General features: G+C 69.7%; 20 protein-coding genes. 9 read left to right on the top strand and 11 right to left on the bottom strand.

Features of this window, described 5'->3' with window-relative positions; translation table 11 throughout:
* Positions 1 to 158 precede the first annotated feature (158 nt).
* The 4 genes from BKN37_RS19650 to BKN37_RS19640 are packed head-to-tail and all read right to left on the bottom strand — an operon-like array spanning position 159 to position 3,062.
* Positions 159 to 1,193, bottom strand: coding sequence for a TIGR03617 family F420-dependent LLM class oxidoreductase (locus BKN37_RS19650; protein ID WP_071028634.1), 1,035 nt, complete (start codon positions 1,191 to 1,193; stop codon positions 159 to 161).
* Positions 1,190 to 1,336 (bottom strand): hypothetical protein, encoded by a 147-nt coding sequence (locus BKN37_RS29285; RefSeq protein ID WP_158260422.1) that lies wholly within the window; start codon positions 1,334 to 1,336, stop codon positions 1,190 to 1,192. Before BKN37_RS29285 ends, BKN37_RS19650 begins: the two co-directional genes overlap by 4 nt.
* Positions 1,337 to 1,341: 5 nt before the next feature.
* Positions 1,342 to 1,860: a hypothetical protein gene (locus tag BKN37_RS19645; RefSeq protein WP_071028633.1), complete on the bottom strand. Its 519-nt coding sequence runs from the start codon at positions 1,858 to 1,860 to the stop codon at positions 1,342 to 1,344.
* Positions 1,857 to 3,062 (bottom strand): cytochrome P450, encoded by a 1,206-nt coding sequence (locus BKN37_RS19640; RefSeq protein ID WP_071028632.1) that lies wholly within the window; start codon positions 3,060 to 3,062, stop codon positions 1,857 to 1,859. Before BKN37_RS19640 ends, BKN37_RS19645 begins: the two co-directional genes overlap by 4 nt.
* Positions 3,063 to 3,256: 194 nt before the next feature.
* Here BKN37_RS19640 and BKN37_RS19635 point away from each other — a divergent pair, with 194 nt between their 5' ends.
* Positions 3,257 to 4,186 (top strand): SAM-dependent methyltransferase, encoded by a 930-nt coding sequence (locus BKN37_RS19635; RefSeq protein WP_071028631.1) that lies wholly within the window; start codon positions 3,257 to 3,259, stop codon positions 4,184 to 4,186.
* A gap of 11 nt (positions 4,187 to 4,197) precedes the next feature.
* The gene (locus BKN37_RS19630; protein ID WP_071028637.1) at positions 4,198 to 4,860 is read left to right on the top strand and encodes a class I SAM-dependent methyltransferase; all 663 of its coding nucleotides are present in this window, start codon (positions 4,198 to 4,200) and stop codon (positions 4,858 to 4,860) included.
* Positions 4,861 to 4,865: 5 nt separating this feature from the next.
* Here BKN37_RS19630 and BKN37_RS19625 read toward each other — a convergent pair whose 3' ends face one another.
* Positions 4,866 to 5,789 (bottom strand): LLM class F420-dependent oxidoreductase, encoded by a 924-nt coding sequence (locus tag BKN37_RS19625; RefSeq protein WP_071028630.1) that lies wholly within the window; start codon positions 5,787 to 5,789, stop codon positions 4,866 to 4,868.
* A 120-nt stretch (positions 5,790 to 5,909) separates the two neighbouring features.
* Here BKN37_RS19625 and BKN37_RS19620 point away from each other — a divergent pair, with 120 nt between their 5' ends.
* Entirely contained in the window at positions 5,910 to 6,593 is a 684-nt protein-coding gene (locus BKN37_RS19620; RefSeq protein WP_071028629.1) for a DUF427 domain-containing protein, read from the top strand.
* An 18-nt stretch (positions 6,594 to 6,611) separates the two neighbouring features.
* Here BKN37_RS19620 and BKN37_RS19615 read toward each other — a convergent pair whose 3' ends face one another.
* The 4 genes from BKN37_RS19615 to BKN37_RS19600 form a co-directional block, all read right to left on the bottom strand.
* Positions 6,612 to 6,908 carry a hypothetical protein gene (locus BKN37_RS19615; protein ID WP_071028628.1) on the bottom strand — a complete coding sequence of 99 codons (297 nt, stop codon included), beginning with the start codon at positions 6,906 to 6,908 and terminating at the stop codon, positions 6,612 to 6,614.
* Positions 6,909 to 7,033: 125 nt separating this feature from the next.
* Entirely contained in the window at positions 7,034 to 8,122 is a 1,089-nt protein-coding gene (locus BKN37_RS19610) for an NAD(P)H-dependent amine dehydrogenase family protein (protein ID WP_071028627.1), read from the bottom strand.
* Between the two features lie 106 nt (positions 8,123 to 8,228).
* On the bottom strand, positions 8,229 to 8,942 hold the full coding sequence (locus tag BKN37_RS19605; protein ID WP_242657299.1) for a TetR/AcrR family transcriptional regulator C-terminal domain-containing protein: 714 nt from the start codon (positions 8,940 to 8,942) through the stop codon (positions 8,229 to 8,231).
* 25 nt (positions 8,943 to 8,967) lie between these two features.
* Complete coding sequence (locus BKN37_RS19600; protein ID WP_071028626.1) at positions 8,968 to 9,396, bottom strand: SRPBCC family protein; 429 nt, start codon at positions 9,394 to 9,396, stop codon at positions 8,968 to 8,970.
* A 175-nt stretch (positions 9,397 to 9,571) separates the two neighbouring features.
* Between BKN37_RS19600 and ltaE the strand changes: the two genes are divergently transcribed.
* Positions 9,572 to 10,576, top strand: a complete 1,005-nt coding sequence (ltaE, locus tag BKN37_RS19595) for a low-specificity L-threonine aldolase (RefSeq protein ID WP_071028625.1) — start codon at positions 9,572 to 9,574, stop codon at positions 10,574 to 10,576.
* A gap of 33 nt (positions 10,577 to 10,609) precedes the next feature.
* Positions 10,610 to 11,359, top strand: a complete 750-nt coding sequence (locus BKN37_RS19590; RefSeq protein ID WP_071028624.1) for a methyltransferase domain-containing protein — start codon at positions 10,610 to 10,612, stop codon at positions 11,357 to 11,359.
* A 39-nt stretch (positions 11,360 to 11,398) separates the two neighbouring features.
* Here BKN37_RS19590 and pdxR read toward each other — a convergent pair whose 3' ends face one another.
* A complete protein-coding gene (gene pdxR / locus BKN37_RS19585) occupies positions 11,399 to 12,805 on the bottom strand; it encodes a MocR-like pyridoxine biosynthesis transcription factor PdxR (RefSeq protein ID WP_071028623.1) in 1,407 nt (468 codons plus the stop codon).
* Positions 12,806 to 12,870: 65 nt separating this feature from the next.
* Between pdxR and BKN37_RS19580 the strand changes: the two genes are divergently transcribed.
* From BKN37_RS19580 to BKN37_RS19570, 3 genes are read left to right on the top strand one after another with little or no spacing between them, the layout of a single operon-like run.
* Positions 12,871 to 13,752, top strand: a complete 882-nt coding sequence (locus BKN37_RS19580) for a class I SAM-dependent methyltransferase (RefSeq protein ID WP_242657300.1) — start codon at positions 12,871 to 12,873, stop codon at positions 13,750 to 13,752.
* Between the two features lie 20 nt (positions 13,753 to 13,772).
* A complete protein-coding gene (locus BKN37_RS19575) occupies positions 13,773 to 14,237 on the top strand; it encodes a nuclear transport factor 2 family protein (protein ID WP_133279145.1) in 465 nt (154 codons plus the stop codon).
* Positions 14,234 to 14,713: a nuclear transport factor 2-like protein gene (locus BKN37_RS19570; RefSeq protein WP_071028621.1), complete on the top strand. Its 480-nt coding sequence runs from the start codon at positions 14,234 to 14,236 to the stop codon at positions 14,711 to 14,713. The genes BKN37_RS19575 and BKN37_RS19570 overlap by 4 nt, the downstream gene beginning before the upstream one ends.
* A gap of 4 nt (positions 14,714 to 14,717) precedes the next feature.
* Here the strand turns inward: BKN37_RS19570 and BKN37_RS19565 are convergent, their stop codons facing one another.
* Positions 14,718 to 15,320 carry a TetR/AcrR family transcriptional regulator gene (locus BKN37_RS19565; RefSeq protein WP_071028620.1) on the bottom strand — a complete coding sequence of 201 codons (603 nt, stop codon included), beginning with the start codon at positions 15,318 to 15,320 and terminating at the stop codon, positions 14,718 to 14,720.
* A 25-nt stretch (positions 15,321 to 15,345) separates the two neighbouring features.
* Here BKN37_RS19565 and BKN37_RS19560 point away from each other — a divergent pair, with 25 nt between their 5' ends.
* On the top strand, positions 15,346 to 16,110 hold the full coding sequence (locus tag BKN37_RS19560) for an SDR family NAD(P)-dependent oxidoreductase (RefSeq protein ID WP_071028619.1): 765 nt from the start codon (positions 15,346 to 15,348) through the stop codon (positions 16,108 to 16,110).
* The last annotated feature ends 28 nt before the right edge of the window (positions 16,111 to 16,138 follow it).

Here is a 16,138-nt window from a genome sequence, read left to right as displayed (position 1 = left end):
CACCACGGCCACACCGAAACACTGCCACCCCCACACCTCGACCACGGCCAACCCAGAACCAACAACTACCACCACCCCGACAAACAGCTACCCGACAACACCGATGACAACGAAGACGACGACGACGATCCGTAGCCGTCGATGGGGGTATCTCCCGACTATGCCGTCGCGGCGCCGGGCACCGCGATTTCGTGCAACGCCGCGACCAGGTCGGCGAGGTCGCCGCGCTCCGGTGAGTAGCCGGGAAAGTAGCAGCAGACATCGGATGCGTGCTGGCCGTAGCGTTCTCGGATCCGGTCTGCGCAATCTTCGGGTGTGCCGACGATACCGAGGGTCCGCACCATCGGCTCGGTGACCATGGCCCGCATCTCGGCATACTTGCCCTGCTTGGAGAGTTCGTTCAGCCGCGGTTGCAGGTCCGCCCAGCCCTCCACCTCCAAAACCGGCCGGTAGTTGGGCGTGGATCCGTAGAAGGCGATCAGCGACGCCACGCCGTCGATCGCCCGCGCCAAACCGGCCTCGGTGCGCGCAACGGCCACCATGGCCTGCCCCACGATCTGAAACTCCCCCGCGTCCCGGCCCGACCTACGCAAACCTTCGGCAACCGCCGGCAGCGTGCGGTCGACAAAGTGCCGAGTGCTGTTGAACGGCATCACCAGCAGCCCGTCGGCGACCTCGGCAGCCTTCCGGGTCATCACCGGCCCGAGCGCTCCCATCAGCACCGGCGGCACACCGTACGGGTTGGGGCCGGGATTGAAGTTCGGCGGCATCAACGTGTGCGTGAAGAACTCGCCCCGAAACTGCAGTGGGGCCTTGCCTTCCCACGCCGCGAAGATCGCCCGCACCGCGGCGACGGACTCGGCCGTCCGGCTGGCCGGCTTACCCCACTGGCTGCCGTACCGCTTCTCGATATGCGCCCGGATCTGCGAACCGAGACCCAGCCGGAACCGGCCCCCGCTGAGCACCTGCAGGTCATAGGCGGAGTGCGCGAGATGCAACGGACTACGCGGTCCGGCGATCGCGACGTTCGTCATCAGTTCCAGCTCGGTTTCCTGCGCGGCCACCACCAGCGGGACGAACACGTCGTGTGGGCCTTCGAACGAGAAGAGGCCGTCGGCCCCCAGTTCGGCGATCGCACGGGCGCTTTCCCGCGCCTTGGCCGGCGCCCCGGCGACCTGTAGGTGGACCTTCACCGAGACACCAGCGACTCGGACAGCGCCCATAGCCGGGCGGCAGATTCGTGGTCGACCGCGTACGGCGCGACGTCGGTGATGGCGCAGGTCTTGCCGGTCAGGTCGACACCGTCGACAACATCCAATGCGGTGGGCTGGGTCACGGTTTCTAACCCTGGCTCAGGGCGTCCGCGGTGGCAAGGCCGGCATACGGCGCTACCCGCTGCGCGGCGACGGTCCGAAACGTTTCGGCCAGCGGCACGCTTGTCCCGCCGCCACCCGCGGCGACCAGGGCTTCGGTCTTGAACGCGCGCGCGGCCGCGCCCAGCCGGTACCGCACGACTCCGTACTCGGCGGCCGCCGCAAAAGCTTCCCACAGCAACACTTCGACGTCCGGGTGGTCGGCGGCGTCACGCACGAGTCGGCGCACCCGCGGATCCCCGGTGTACAACTCGGCCGAAACCGCCAACGCGCGCGGGATTTCTTCCAGGACACCCGAGTCCAACGCCGCGACGGCAGCGCCGAGGATCTGCAACGCTTCGGCGCCGACGGGGTCGGCGAGCGCCACGGTGACCTTCCATCCCGCCATGACGTGGTCGAACAGCCAGCCACCGGCGTGCTGCACCGCGTCGGCCACCGTCGGCGCAATGACATGCAGGCGGTAGGACGCTAGGGCGCTGCCGGTCACGGCAGCACGCGGACCGGGACATGCGACCAACCGGCCACGTTCTGCATGCTCACCCGCTTGCACCCCTCCCACAACACCTCGTAGCGGGGCATGAAGTCGAGCATCTTCTCCAGCGCGATGGCGGCCTCCATCCGGGCCAGCGCCGCGCCCAGGCAGCTGTGGATCCCGTAACCGAAGCCGAGATTCTGCGCCTCGGTACGGTCCCGGTCGATGTTGAAAGTGTCGGGGTCGGTCCAGGCGTCGGGATCGCGGTTGGCCGAGCCGCCGACCAGGAACACCGGCTTGCCCGCCGGGATGGTGCACCCGTGCAGCACCACGTCTTTCATCGAGCGGCGCACGTTGTACTGGGCCGGCGCCTCGTAGCGCAGCAACTCTTCCACCGCCGCCGGAATCTTGCTGCGGTCATCGAGCAGCTTCTGCCACTCGTCGGGATGCTGGGCGAACACCGTTGCCGCATTGCCGATCAGCTTGGTCACCGTCTCGGCCCCCGCCCCACCCAACAAGGTGGCGAAGCCGGCGATCTCGGAGCCGCGCAGCCGCGTCTTCGCCCCGTCCTCGCGTTCGATCTCGGCCGCGATCAGCCTGCTGATCATGTCGTCTTGCGGCTCGGCTCGGCGCTGCTGGATGAGCTCGTAGTACATCACCCAGGATTCGGCCATCGCCTGGTTGCCGGCGTCGGACATGTCGATCTGGCCCGGCTCGCGATGCAACAATTCGTCGATCCACAGCCGCACCTTCTGGCGATACTCGGCGGGCACCCCCAGCATCCGGGTGATCACCTCCACGGGGAACAGCGCCGAGAAGTCTTGCACGACATCGAATCCGCTCGGGTCGGCCGCGGCCAGGAACCCCTCGATCTGCTCGGTGACCATCTGCTGCAGCGCCATAATCGCCCGCGGCGTGAACACCTTGTTCACCAGGCTGCGCATATGCCGGTGCTCGGGAGGATCGAGCGAGATGATCATCTTCGCCGGCACCGGCTGCCCGGTGCGCACCATCCCCAGATCCACCCCGTACGCCGAGGAGTACGTCTCGAAGTCCTTAAACGCCGCGGCGACGTCGGCGTGCCGCGACAGCGCGTAGAAGTCGTATTGCTCGTTGTAGTAGACCGGGGCGTCGGCCCGCATCCGGCGGTACGTCTCGTAGGGACCGTTGAAGAAATCCTCCGAGAACGGGTCGAAAACAAGCTGCGCTGTTCTCACGTCACCTCCTGTGCCGCCCAACGCGAACCGGACTACAAACCGTAAACCTTACAGTATCGAACCCCGGAAGCATATCCGCAGGCGCGACCCGGTCGGTCACCGCCGCCGTCGCCCGCGCGCGGGAACCCGGCCCGCCGCCAGCTCGTTATACTGGCTAAGTATTGGGCTGGATGGCAGCCCGGGAGGGACCCCGCATGACACGCACCGACAACGACACCTGGGATTTGGCGACCAGCGTGGGTGCCACGGCGACCATGGTCGCCGCCGCCCGCGCCATCGCCGCCAACAGCACGGAACCGCTGATCGACGACCCGTTCGCCGAACCGCTGGTCCGGGCGGTCGGACTGGATTTCTTCACCCGCTGGGTGAGCGGCGACCTCGACGTCGCCGACATCGACAACAACGAATCCGGGTGGCGGCTGGCGTACCTGCCCGACGCCCTGGCCGTGCGCACCCGCTACTTCGATGCGTTCTTCGCCGACGCGACCCGGTCCGGCATCCGCCAGGCGGTCATCTTGGCCTCCGGCCTGGACGCGCGGTCCTACCGGCTGGCGTGGCCGGCCGATATGACCGTCTTCGAGATCGACCAGCCGCAGGTCATCGAGTTCAAGACCGCCACGCTGGCCGACCTGGGGGCCACACCCCGCACCGATCTGCGCACGGTGGCGATCGACCTGCGCCACGACTGGGCGGCCGCGATCCGGGACGCGGGCCTCGACAGCACCCGGCCCACGGCGTGGATCGCCGAGGGCCTGCTCGGGTACCTGCCGCCCGCCGCCCAGGACCGCCTGCTCGACGACATCACCGCGCTCAGCGCCGAGGGCAGTCGGCTGGCGGTCGAAGCCATCCCGAACATGTCGGACCTGAATCTGGGCCAGGCCCGCGACACCATGCGCGCCGCCACCGCCAAGTGGCGCGAGCACGGTATCGACGTGGAGTTCGCCGATTTGGGCTACCACGGGGAGCGCCATGACGTGGCCGCCTACCTGCAACAGGCCGGTTGGCGTTCGGTCGGCACCACCGCACGCCAACTGTTCGCCGACAACGGGCTGAACCCCATCCCCGAAACCGGCGACTCGGTGTCGGTGGCCGACACTATCTACTACACCTCCACCTTGCGGTAAGGACAGAAATGATGACCAGCTCATCCGCCGCCGACCCGACGGTCCAACGCCGCGGCCTCAACACCGCGATCACCCGGTTTTGGAGCTTCGCCGCGCCGCTGTACGACACAGATTTCCTGCAACGCTGGGTCTACCGACCCGCTCACGATGAGGTGATTGCCCAGCTACACAGCCACGGCGCCGCCAAGGTTGCCGACATCGCCTGCGGGACCGGGATTCTGGCGGACCGGATCGAACGTGACCTGCGGCCCGCCGCGGTGTACGGGGTGGACATGTCCGACGGCATGCTGGAGGAAGCCCGCGCCCGGTCCGCCCGGGTGCAATGGTTGAAGGGCCCCGCCGAGCAGCTGCCGTTCGACGACAGCGCCCTCGACGCCGTGGTCACCACGTCGGCGTTTCACTTCTTCGATCAGCCCGCCGCGCTGCGCGAATTCCACCGGGTGCTCGCTCCGGGCGGGGTGGCGGCGGTGACCACGATGAGCCCGCGCCAACCCCTACCATTTCATCGGTTGTCCGCCAACCGATTAACGCCGGCGCACAACCCGTCGCCGGCCGAGATGCGGGCGCTGTTCGAGAGAGCCGGGCTGACCGTCAGTGAACAGCATCGGGTCCACCGGCCCACCTGGACGAAGCTGGTGTCGGACCTGCTCACGGTGGGGGTCAAACCCGCATAGCCGACTCAGCGGGCCACGTCGATGACCTGGACGCGGAACCGGTCCAGGGTCTCCAACAGGTGCGCCAGGCTGTCGCCGGGCACCGGGACCTGCACCCAGGTGACCCCCAACGCCGCCAGCTTGTCTAACCCGCTCAGATAGGCGTCGGCGTTGAAGTCGTCGTCACCGGGGTGGCCGCCGGCGAAGTTGGTGAAGGTGATGTCGATCTGCGACCCATCGCGACCCGCGGCGTCCAACCGGCGGCGCAGGTCGTCGATGCCGGCGGCCAGGTGCTCCGCGGTGTCCAGCGAGGCGGTGCGCGCGGTCGCGGCGAGCCCGGCCGGCGCCGGGAACGGGCACCACCCGTCGCCGTGTTCGGCGACCCGCTGGCGCGCCGCACCGGTGTTGCCGCCGATCCAGATCGGCGGGTGCGGCCGGCTGACCGGCCGAGGGTGCGCGGTGATCCCCCGCGCCGCGAAATGCTTGCCCTCCACCGAGATGTCATCGGTGGTCCACACCGTGCGGATCACCGACAGCGCTTCCTCGAACAGTTGGGTGCGTTCCTCGTAGTCCACGCCCAGCGCCGCGAATTCCCGCTTGAGGTAGCCCACGCCCACCGCGAGGGTGAACCGGCCCCCCGACAGCAGATCGAGCGTGGCGCCGGATTTGGCCACCACGAACGGGTTCCGATAGGGCAACACCACGATGTTCGGGATCAGCCGCAGGGTGGCGGTGTGCGCGGCGGCAAAACCCATCGCCACGAACGGATCCAGCGCGTCGTGTCCCCCGGCGTCAAGCCAGCGTTGGCTGGGTGCGGGATGGTCGGTGAAGCCGAACCCGTCGAATCCCGCCGCCTCCGCCGCCGCCGCGACCGTGGCCACCCCGGCTCCGGTCACCAGCTCCGGATTGTAGGGATGGCTGTGCATGGGATGGGTGATCGCGAAGCGCATCTACCACCTTCGATCCGGTCCGGAATGTGGCCCGCGACGGCAGACCTTCCCAAGAGAGTGACATTCAAGGTTTGATTTGTAAACCTTGGTGCACACCCTCCGGAACCTCAGGAGTCCACGATGAGCCTCGTCGCCGGACGCGGTCCGCTCAGTCACAATCCCGCCGGCTGGTTCGTCCCGCCCCTGCCCGCCGAACTGGTCTACGTCGAACCGCATCCGCGGCGGGTTCAGGCTTTTCGCCACGGGCACATGGTGATCGACACCGAGCGGGCGCTGCTGGTGCACCGCCGGGACCGCCCGCTCAGCTACGCGTTCCCCGCCGCGGACGTCGGCGGGCTACCCGGCAGCCCGGAACCGGCCGCACCCGGGTACGTCCAGGTGCCGTGGGATGCGGTCGATACCTGGTTCGAGGAGGGCCGCCAGCTGGTCCACTATCCACCCAACCCGTATCACCGCGTCGACTGCCGGCCCACCCGGCGACGGTTGCGGGTGACGGTTGCCGGCACCGTCCTGGTGGACACCGACGACACGGTGATCGTGTTCGAAACCGCGGTGGAGCCACGGCTATACGTGGCCGCCTCGCAGGTGCGCACCGACCTGCTGCGCCGGTCCGACTCGTCGAGCTACTGCAACTACAAGGGGACCGCGACGTACTGGTCGGCGGTGGTCGGCGACACCGTCATCGCCGACGTGGCCTGGTGCTATCCCGACCCGCCGCCCGAGAGTTCGCCGATCAGGGGGTGTTTCAGCTTCGACGCCACGCGCGCCGAGGTGCAGGCCGAACTCCCGGGCTCGGGCTCCTGAAGGCGATGCGGCGTGCGGTCAGCCGCCCCAGCCGCGGGCGCCGTCCCAGCCGCCGCAGAAGCCGTTGACGCAGCCGTGACCGAAGCCGCCCTGGAAGGGGTTCCAGCCGCCGCAGCCCTGCCAGCCGGCGCCGCTGCCGCAGCCGTTACCGCCACCGTTGCCGTCCGGGCCGCCGCTGCCGCTCGGCTCGGCGACAACGTGATCCGTCGTGGCCGCCGGGGCGTCGGCGAGCATCACGGCCGTTGGTGCGACGGCGACCGCCGCCGCAGCTCCCGCTACGAACACTGTTCCCACAAGTTTCCGTATGCTTAGCATGTCTCTATATTGCGCAATGATCGCGCGGTTGCCAACCCCAATGTGAGCGCCGATACCGTTTTGTGAACCAGCGCCGCACCTCACGGTGGTCCGTTTTCCGGGGTGAATGTGGTTGTTACGGCAGGTCATGCGCTGGCGTGTTCGTATTTGCGGGGCGTCCCGCCGCGCGGCAAATTCAGCGGCAGGTCGTTATAGGTGGCGATGCCGGGGGCGGCGGCCACCACGGCCGGGATGGCGTTGATCGGCGGCATGGCGGTCATGATGTGGCCGAGCACCATGAAGTCGGCGATCGTTTCGCCGTGAAAGTCCGGCGGCGGTAGGAAGCCGACTTTCATGTTCACCGTCGGGCGTCCGTCAATGGTGATCGCCCAGCCGTCCCCGTCAAGCTGCCAATCCGGGTCGAGGGTCTGGCCCTTGCGCCAACGCACGTTGAGGTCGACGACCGTCTTGCCGTCGCGGATGCCTTGCCAGCTGGCGAACACGCCGGCCACACAGCCGGCGTTGATCGTCCAAGAGCCCAGGTCCAGGTCCTCGGTGGTCTGCGCATACTGCGCGTCGCAACGGATTTCGTCGAGCTCAACCCCGATGGCGTCGGCGATCAGCCGCACGCCCTCGGCGAAGATCGCGGTGCCCTTCGCGGCCATCGGCTGCAGCTCGGGGTCATCGATCGGGGTGCCGAACCCCACCGGCCGTTCGGTGTCCGGCGAGTCATAGAAGGTGGTGTCCGCGGATTCGGAGATGGTGACCTTGTCGATCCGATCGCACGCGGTCGCGGCCACGATCGCCAACAGTTCCGCGAAGCCGGGGCTGACGCCGGAGCCGAAGATCGTTGATCCGCCCCGCTGGCAGGCCTGCTCAAGTCGTTCCCGATCGGCGCCCAGGTTGTGGCCGGTGATGAACGACGCGGAGGCCACCACGTTGATCCCGGCGGACAGGATGCGGACCAGTTCGTCGACGTCGATCCACATCGGGTTGTAGACGACGCAGTCCGGCTTCAGCGCCAGCAGCGCGTCCACGTCATTGGTCGCGGCCACCCCGATCGGCGCGATGCCGCAGAGTTCACCGACGTCACGGCCGGCTTTATCCGGCGACCAGGCGTAGCAGCCGATTAGGTCGAAATCCGGATGCGTGGCCAGTGCTTGCACCGAGCTTTTGCCGACGTTGCCGGTCGTCCATTGAACGACTCGGTATGCGGCGCCGTTGCCTGCTGTCATGTGTGCCTCGTTCACTTGCTGCGTCCTGCGTGCCGCTCCCTGTCTACACGGGGCCACCCCGGCAGGGAAGGCTTTTGTCCAAAATTTTTCCGCTTCGGGAAAAATCTCAGGGACGCCGTGGCCGCGTCCCGAGTTGGCGCTCCAGGCCGGCGATGATCACCGTGAGGTTGTAGTCGAGCTGGTCGGGATCGTCCCCGGCCTGTTCCCGGGCGGCGACCACACGACGCAGCGCCGGAAAGTCTTGCGCGTCAGCGCTGTTCAACGCGTTGATCACCTCGGGCACATCGGGGTGAACCCGGTTCTGCGCGGCATGGACGGCGGCCAACCCGGCCGAAAACGCGGTCTCGGTGACGAACGTCAACACCCGACCGGCCTCGTCGGGACCAAATCCCGCATCAATCAAGGTCTGCAGCACGCTTTCCACCCGGGTCAACGCCCCCAGCCCGCGCGAACCGGGAAAGCGCACCGACAGCGCCAGCACGCCGAGTTTGAGGGTGGCGTCGCGCTGGGCGCGGGCATAACACCGCAACGCGTCGCGCCAGTCGCCGCCGCGGGCCAGTTCGATGCGGGCCAGTTCGGTTTCGAAGACGTCAAGCGCCACGAGTTCCAACAGGCCGTCGCGGTCTCCGACGTGGTAGTTCAGCGCTTTGGGGTCGACGCCCAGCGCGTCGGCCACGGCCTGCATCGTCAACGCCTCCGGGGCGATATCCCGTGCGGCAGCGGCGATCAGCTCACGGCTGAGCTGCCGCGGCCGGCCCCGCCGACGCGGCCCCGCCACGCCGGTGCCCGCGTCGGGCAGATCAGCGGCTGCGCGGCTCACCGGTTCAGCGTACGTAGGACCGGCGTCACCTTGTGGCGCGCTGCTCGGCCCGGCGCTTGAGCCCGTCGGCCTCCATGTCGACATAACGCCGCACCCGGCGCCCGGCAAGCAACGCCCCGAGCCAAGCCAGCGGGCCGGTCAACGCGAAGGTCAGCACCGCGTTGACACCATCTTGAGTGGGCATCAGCTCGTGGTAGCCGGTGAGACGGATCCCCGGCGACGACGCCGTCCAGGTGAAGGACCGCTCGCTGGCCAGTTCGGTGATCGTCCAGATCATCGGCTTGCCGGTGGGTTGCCGGACCCGCGCCGTGCTGCCGACGCGCAGCGCTCCGGAGTCCAGCCGGGTGATTTCCTCCATCGATGCCGTCCAGTCCGGCCAGCGCTCGATATCGGTGAGCACCGCCCACACATCGCTGACGCGGGCCGCGATCGTGTCGTTGCGGGTGTAGCGCATCTCCGCTCTCCTTCCGTCGCGGGGCTGCGTTTCTTCGTCTATCAGAACCGCCGCCCGCGGGGGCCGGTTTCGCGGACGCCGTCGGCCGTGCATAGCCAACACCTTCGGCCGCATGATGAATCCCACGCCCGACAACACTGGCCTTGGCCGCGTACGACCGCGAGGATGGCATCGCATGATTGACCTGCGCAGCGATACCGTCACCCGGCCGAGCCCGGCCATGCTCACGGCCATGACGCGCGCCGAGACCGGCGACGACGTCTGGGGCGATGACCCGACCGTGCTGCGGCTGCAGTCCCGACTGGCCGAGGAGGCGGGCAAGGAAGCCGGGCTGTTCTTTCCCAGCGGCACCCAAAGCAACCTTGCCGCGCTGATGGCCCATTGCGGGCGCGGCGACGAATACCTGGTCGGCCAGGCCGCGCACACCTACAAATTCGAAGGCGGCGGCGCCGCGGTGCTCGGCAGCATCCAGCCGCAGCCGCTGGAGAACGCCGAGGACGGCACGATTCCGCTCGAACGCGTCGCAGCCGCGATCAAACCGCTCGATGATCACTTCGCCCGCACCCGCCTGTTGGCGCTGGAAAACACCATCGGCGGCAAGGTGCTGCCGCCGGCCTACGTCGCCGAGGCCACCGGGTTCGCCCACGACCGCGGCCTCAGCACGCACCTCGACGGCGCGCGGGCGTTCAATGCGGCGGTCGCCTCGAATCAGCCGCTGGCGGCGCTGACCGAAGGCTTTGACACGGTGTCGATCTGCTTTTCCAAGGGCCTGGGCGCGCCGGTCGGTTCGGTGCTGGTCGGCAGCACCGCGCTGATCGAGGTGGCCCACCGCTGGCGCAAGGTGCTCGGCGGGGGGATGCGCCAATCCGGGGTGCTGGCCGCCGCGTGCCTGTATGCGCTCGACCACAATGTCGCCCGGCTCGCCGACGATCACGCCAACGCCGCACGCCTGGCCGACGGGTTGGCCCGGATCGACGAGGTGCGCGTGGTCTCGCAGGCCACCAACATGGTGTTCGCGCAATTCCCGCCGCAGGAGTGCGCGGGACTGCAGGCCTGGCTCACCGAACGCGGCATCCTCACCCAGCTGCTATCCGCGTCCCGGTTCGTCACACACCTGGATGTCAGCGCCGACGACGTCGACACGTTCGTGGCGGCGGTGCGGGCGTACTTCACCCGGTGACCCGCGGCGGCGGCGGGCGTAGGCTGCCAACGCATGACCGACTTGGACCGCACGTTGCCGCCGGCGCTGCACCGGGCGCTGGAGTTGCTCAGCGATCCGCCGACGCAACCCGACGTCAGCAAGGGCTATCTCGATCTGCTGGGCGGCGAAGCCGCGGAGGATGCCGCGGTGCCGAAGAACACCGGCGCGATCCAGGCGCTGTGGGCCTCACCGGTCGGATCGATGCTCTACGACAACGCCCAGGCGGTGTCGCGCCGGCTGATCTCCGCCTGGCAGCACCCCACCGAATGGTTGGATCTGCAGCCCGGCGCGATCGCATTGGATGTCGGCTGCGGGCCCGGCCCGGTCACGACGGCGTTGGCGCGGGCCGTGGGCCCCAGCGGGCTGGCGCTGGGGCTCGACATCTCCGAGCCGATGCTGGCGCGCGCGGTCCGCGCCGAATCCGGCCCGCAGACCGGCTTTCTGCGGGCCGACGCGCAACAGCTTCCGCTGCGCGATGCGACGGTCGACGCGGTGGTGTCGATCGCGGCGGTGCAGCTGATCCCGGACCCGGCGGCCGCGCTCGCGGAGATGGGGCGGGTGCTGCGCCCCGGCGGCCGGCTGGCCGTGATGGTCCCCACCGCCGGGCGGGCGGCCCGGTTTTGGCGGATGCTGCCCAACGGCGGCGCCCACGTGTTCGACGAGGACGAACTCGGCGACCTCCTCGAGGACCAAGGCTTCGTCAGCGTGCGGACCAAGAATTTCGGCACCATTCAGTGGCTGCGCGCCAAGCTGCCCTCTTGATTTTGCGGTGAGGGCGGAGCGGCAGCCCTGCACGCAATCTCAACCGCGGCTCGCGGCCCGCAGCAGCCGTCCGAGATGGCCGAGGGCGGCGGGGTATTCGTGTTCGGCCGGGGTGCCGTAGCCCAACACGAGGCCCTCGGCGCGGCGCGGGCCGGGGTGCCAGAACGGCGCCAACCCGGTGACCGCAATGTGGCGCCGTTGCGCGGCGGCCAGCACGTCAGCCTCCGCGACGCCCTCGGGCAGCGTCACGACCGCGTGCAGGCCCGCGGCGATTCCGTGTACCGGCATCGCCGGGGCATAGCGGCCAAGGGTGTCCCGCAACGCGTCGCGGCGATGCCGGTAGCGCCGCCGCATCCGGCGGATATGCCGGTCCAGGGCCCCGGATCCGATCAGCTCCGCGAACGCGAGTTGCGCCAGGATGTCGGTGCCGCGGTCGGCGCGGCGCTTGGCCTCGATGACCGCGTCGAGTAAGTCGGCCGGCAGGGCCAACCAGCCCAGCCGCAGCCCGGGGGCCAGGCTCTTGCTGGCGCTGCCGGCGTAGACGACGCGTTCGGGTGCCAGACCCTGCAACGCCCCGACCGGGTGGCGGTCATAGCGGAACTCGCCGTCGTAATCGTCTTCGATCAGATACGCGCCCCGGCGGGCGGCGATCTCGATGAACGCGGCGCGCCGGTCGGCGGCCAGCGTCGCACCCAACGGGGCCTGATGGGCCGGGGTGAGCAGCACCGCCGCCACCGACTGGGCGGCAAGCCCGTCCGGACGGGCGCCGTCGTCGTCGACGTCGAGCGCGACGACGTTCAGGCCGCTGGCGGCCACCGTCGCCCGGTGGTCGGGCAGGCAGGGGTTTTCCAGGGCGACCGAGGTCGCTCCCGCGGCGGCGAGCGCGTCGCCCACCAGCCGCAGCCCCTGGGTGAATCCGCTACAGATGACCACCCGCTCGGGGGTGGTGAGCACGCCGCGCGCCCGGCCCAGGTAGTTGGCCAGCGCCGTGCGCAGCTGCGGCGAGCCGCGCGGGTCGAGCGGACCCAGCTCCGCATGCGGGGTGACCTGCAAGGCGCGTCGCAGCGCGCGCAGCCACTCGGCGCGGGGAAACATGCTCAGGTCCGGGCGCCCGAGCCGGAAGTCGGCCACGATTCGGGGCGGGCTGGGTGCGGCGCTGGCCCGCGGCAACAGCCCCGGCCCACGGGCCACCTCGGTGACCGCCCCGGGCCGGCTGCGCAGGTAACCCTCGGCCGACAGCTGCGCGTAGGCCTCCACCACCGTGCCGCGGGCGACCCCGAGTTGGGTGGCCAGCGCGCGCGACGACGGCAACCGCTCCCCCGGTGCCAGCCGCCCGTCGCGGATGGCGTGCCGCAGCGCCCGTTCGAGCGCCGCGCGGCGGCCGCGACCTGCGGGCAGGTCGAGGTGCAGATCGACCCCGCCACTACTGGTCCACGAATCTGACACAAAACTGGACCTTACTGCCGAACCGGTGTCGTCGTAGCGTGGTGGACATGACTGCCGTTGACCCGGTGAGCCCCCGGCGCCTGGACCACAAGGCGAGTTTGACCGCGCAGATCAACGCCGCCCAGCGCGCCGCGGAAAGCATGCAGCCGCGGCGCCTGCTCGACGATCCGGGCTCGCGACATTTCGTCGGCCACCCGGTGTTCCGGGCCATGCTGGCCCGTCGGCTGCCCGCCGCCGCGGCGCTGCGGGTTTTCGATTGGTGGTGGGGTGGGCTGCACGCCCATATCGTGCTGCGGGTCCGCTTCACCGACGACGTCGTCGGCGCGGCGATCGGCGCGGGCGTCGACCAGGTGGTGTTGCTGGGTGCCGGCTTCGACACCACCAGCCTGCGCCGGGCCGACACCGCGGTGACCATCTTCGAAGTCGACGCACCCGCCACCCAGGCCGCCAAACGGCCGGTGACCGAGCGGCTGCTGCCGTCGCCGCGCGCTAGCCAGACAGTCTGGGTACCCTGCGATTTCGAGGACGGCGCATTGCGTACCCGGCTGGTCGACAGCGGGTTCGATCCGGCGCGGCGCAGCGTGATCGTCTGGCTCGGGGTCAGCATGTATCTCACCGGACACGCCATCGACCAGACCCTCGCCGACCTCGCGGCGCTGTGTGCACCCGGCAGCCGGCTGGTGTTCGACTACCTCGATGCCGAGGTGGTCGCCGGGCGCAGCCGGTGGGCCGGCGCCCGGCGGGTGACCCGGATGGTGGCGCGGCGCGGCGAACCGTATCGCAGCGGCTTCACCGCGACCGGTGTGGCCGAGCTGCTGGGCGCGCACGGGTTCGTGTGCCGTGACCAGGTCGGCGTCGCCGACTTGCTGCGCCGCTACGACCCGGCCGGTGCACGCGGACTGGCCAGCGACGACTGGCTCGGCATCGTGTGCGCCGAACGAAGGTGACCCGCGCCGAAATGAGGGAAATGACCACACCACTCGCAACACCCGCCGCGGCCTTCGTGGAGCGGTTCCGGCAGGTGTGGGCCGCGCCGACCCTCGAGCGCCTGGATGCGTTGACGAACCCGGAGGTCTGCTACGTCCAGCCGCTCCTTCCCGACGTGCGGGGCCGAGACAACGCCGCCGCGTACTGGCGACGGGTCTTCGCGTTGATCCCCGACCTGCACATCGACGTGGTCAACTCGGCCGTCTCGGCCGACGACATGGTGTACATCGAGTTCCGGATCCACGGCACCCTCGGCGGCCGGGCGCTGAGCTGGCCCGCGATCGACCGCTACGAACTCGATGAGGCCGGGCGGGTGCGGCGGCGGGTGTTGTACTGCGACTCGCTGACCATGGTCCGGGCCGTACTACGCCCCCGCGCTCTGATGGCGGTGCTGCGGACCGGTATTCGGCTAGGTGTAGCGGCCGCCGCGGCCAAGGTTCGATGAGCAGCGCAGCCATCGGGCGCCGACCCGCGGACGCCGCCGCGTTCGTCGCATCGGTGCAGGACGCCACCAACGCGTACCTCACCGAGGTGATCTATGACATGTACGCCGCGGACGCCCGCGCGGTGATGATCACCGACGGCGCACGCGAGGAATCCGTTGGCGTGGAGGCGATTCACGCCACCTGGGCCCGCGCGTGCGCGGCGTTCAAGGCGCGCCGGTTCCGGCTGGACAAGCAACTTGTCGCCGCGACCGAGGACACCATCGTCAACGAGTGGTGCGGTGGACCGCACGGGCGCCGCGACGGCTGCGGCCTTGAGGTCTGGCGCTTCGACCCCGACGCCAAGGTGATCGACCTGCGGGCCTACAACTTCCTCAAGGTCCGTTCCGCCCGGCATCCGCTCCAGGTGGTGCAGCTGCTGTTGGGTTCACCGGGGATGACGCTCGCGGCCGGCCGGGCGGGGCTGCGTCGGCGCTGACCGTTTAGTCCCCGCGCAGCGCGGCGATGCCGTCGTCCAGGGCGGCCTCCAGATACGACAGGTCGCCGGTGGCGAGCATGATGCCGACCCCGCCCTGGATTCCGGCCAGCAGCGCCGCGGCGGCCCGGTTGGTGTCTACCCCGGCGGCGATCTTGCCCTGGTCTTGCATCGAGCGGATACCGGTGGCGATCGCGCCGTGCCAGGTGCTGATCAGCTCGGCGGTGACGGCCTGGGCGCCCGGGGTGGTGCGGCCCACCTCCGACATCAGCACCGCGATCGGGCAGTTCTGCCCCTGGCGCCGGTAGCGGTCCACCACCGCGTCGCGCCAGCGCTGCCAGGCCGCCCACGAGGTCAGCGCCCCCAGATGCGGTTGCTGGTCGTCGAGCACCCGCTGCGACTCCAACCCCGCCACCGCCAACAGCAGCTGGTCCTTGCCGCCGGGGAAGTAATGGAACAGCTGGCTTTTCGAGGTGTGGGTGCGGGCCATGATGTCGTCGAGGGTGGTCAGCGCCACACCGCGGGCGCGGATCTCGGCGGCGGCGCCGTCGATGATGCGTTGCCGGGTGGCCCGCCCCTTGGCGGTCAGTTTCTGGACTTGCAGGTCCATTTTTATCGGCGCAGCATGTGGACCCATGAGTCCAAACACTACGCAATTATCCGGTCGCACAGCACTGGTCACCGGGTCGACCGGCGGCCTGGGAGCCGCCATCGCCACCGCGCTGGCCGCCGACGGCGCCTTCGTCGTTGTCAGCGGGCGGAACAAGGTGCGCGGTGACGCCGTCGTCGCCGAGATCCGGGCGGGCGGCGGCGCGGCCGCGTTTGTCGCCGCCGACCTGGCCGCCGGGCAGGAGGAGATCCGGCGGGTCGCGGCGACGGCCACCGAGGCCGCCGGGGGCCGGCTGGACATCCTGGTGAATAACGCGGCGACCCTGCTGATGCCGACGCCGACCGCGGATATCAGCGAACGCGAGCTGCACGACGTGTTCGCCGTCAACGTGTTCGCCCCGTTTTTGCTGACCGGCGTCATCGCCCCGGAGATGGCCCGCGCCGGTGGCGGCGCCATCGTCAACATCGGCTCCATCACCGGGCTGCACGGGGCCGCGGGGTCGGCGGTCTACTGCGCCAACAAGGCCGCCGTCCACTCGTTCACCAAATCCTGGGCCGACGAGTACGGCCCGGCGGGGGTGCGGGTCAATGCCGTCGCGCCCGGACCGATCGCCACCGAACGCCAGCAGGAGTACGCCGAGCATCTGGAGCCGGTGCTGGCCCGGCTTCCGTCGCGCCGGATGAGCACGCCCGCCGAGGTGGCCGCCGCGGTGGTCTTCCTGGCCGGCGACAACGCCGCCAACATCCATGGGGCCATCCTCAGCGTGGACGGCGGGTGGGCCGCGGTATGAACCGGTTCATGGGGCAACGGGGCCGGAT

The sequence above is a fragment of the Mycobacterium talmoniae genome (assembly GCF_001854525.1).
GTDB lineage: Bacteria > Actinomycetota > Actinomycetes > Mycobacteriales > Mycobacteriaceae > Mycobacterium > Mycobacterium talmoniae.
Note: the sequence above shows the minus strand (reverse complement) of the source record. Positions and strands in the feature narration are given on the sequence as shown.

Coding starts and splice junctions, on each gene's coding strand:
- BKN37_RS19615 (WP_071028628.1), bottom strand. CDS start 6,908: ATGCTAAGCATACGGAAACTTGTGGGAACAGTGTTCGTAGCGGGAGCT.
- BKN37_RS19620 (WP_071028629.1), top strand. CDS start 5,910: ATGAGCCTCGTCGCCGGACGCGGTCCGCTCAGTCACAATCCCGCCGGC.
- BKN37_RS19600 (WP_071028626.1), bottom strand. CDS start 9,396: ATGCGCTACACCCGCAACGACACGATCGCGGCCCGCGTCAGCGATGTG.
- BKN37_RS19610 (WP_071028627.1), bottom strand. CDS start 8,122: ATGACAGCAGGCAACGGCGCCGCATACCGAGTCGTTCAATGGACGACC.
- BKN37_RS19575 (WP_133279145.1), top strand. CDS start 13,773: ATGACCACACCACTCGCAACACCCGCCGCGGCCTTCGTGGAGCGGTTC.
- BKN37_RS19565 (WP_071028620.1), bottom strand. CDS start 15,320: ATGGACCTGCAAGTCCAGAAACTGACCGCCAAGGGGCGGGCCACCCGG.
- BKN37_RS19625 (WP_071028630.1), bottom strand. CDS start 5,789: ATGCGCTTCGCGATCACCCATCCCATGCACAGCCATCCCTACAATCCG.
- BKN37_RS19570 (WP_071028621.1), top strand. CDS start 14,234: ATGAGCAGCGCAGCCATCGGGCGCCGACCCGCGGACGCCGCCGCGTTC.
- BKN37_RS19630 (WP_071028637.1), top strand. CDS start 4,198: ATGACCAGCTCATCCGCCGCCGACCCGACGGTCCAACGCCGCGGCCTC.
- BKN37_RS19635 (WP_071028631.1), top strand. CDS start 3,257: ATGACACGCACCGACAACGACACCTGGGATTTGGCGACCAGCGTGGGT.
- ltaE (WP_071028625.1), top strand. CDS start 9,572: ATGATTGACCTGCGCAGCGATACCGTCACCCGGCCGAGCCCGGCCATG.
- BKN37_RS19560 (WP_071028619.1), top strand. CDS start 15,346: ATGAGTCCAAACACTACGCAATTATCCGGTCGCACAGCACTGGTCACC.
- BKN37_RS19590 (WP_071028624.1), top strand. CDS start 10,610: ATGACCGACTTGGACCGCACGTTGCCGCCGGCGCTGCACCGGGCGCTG.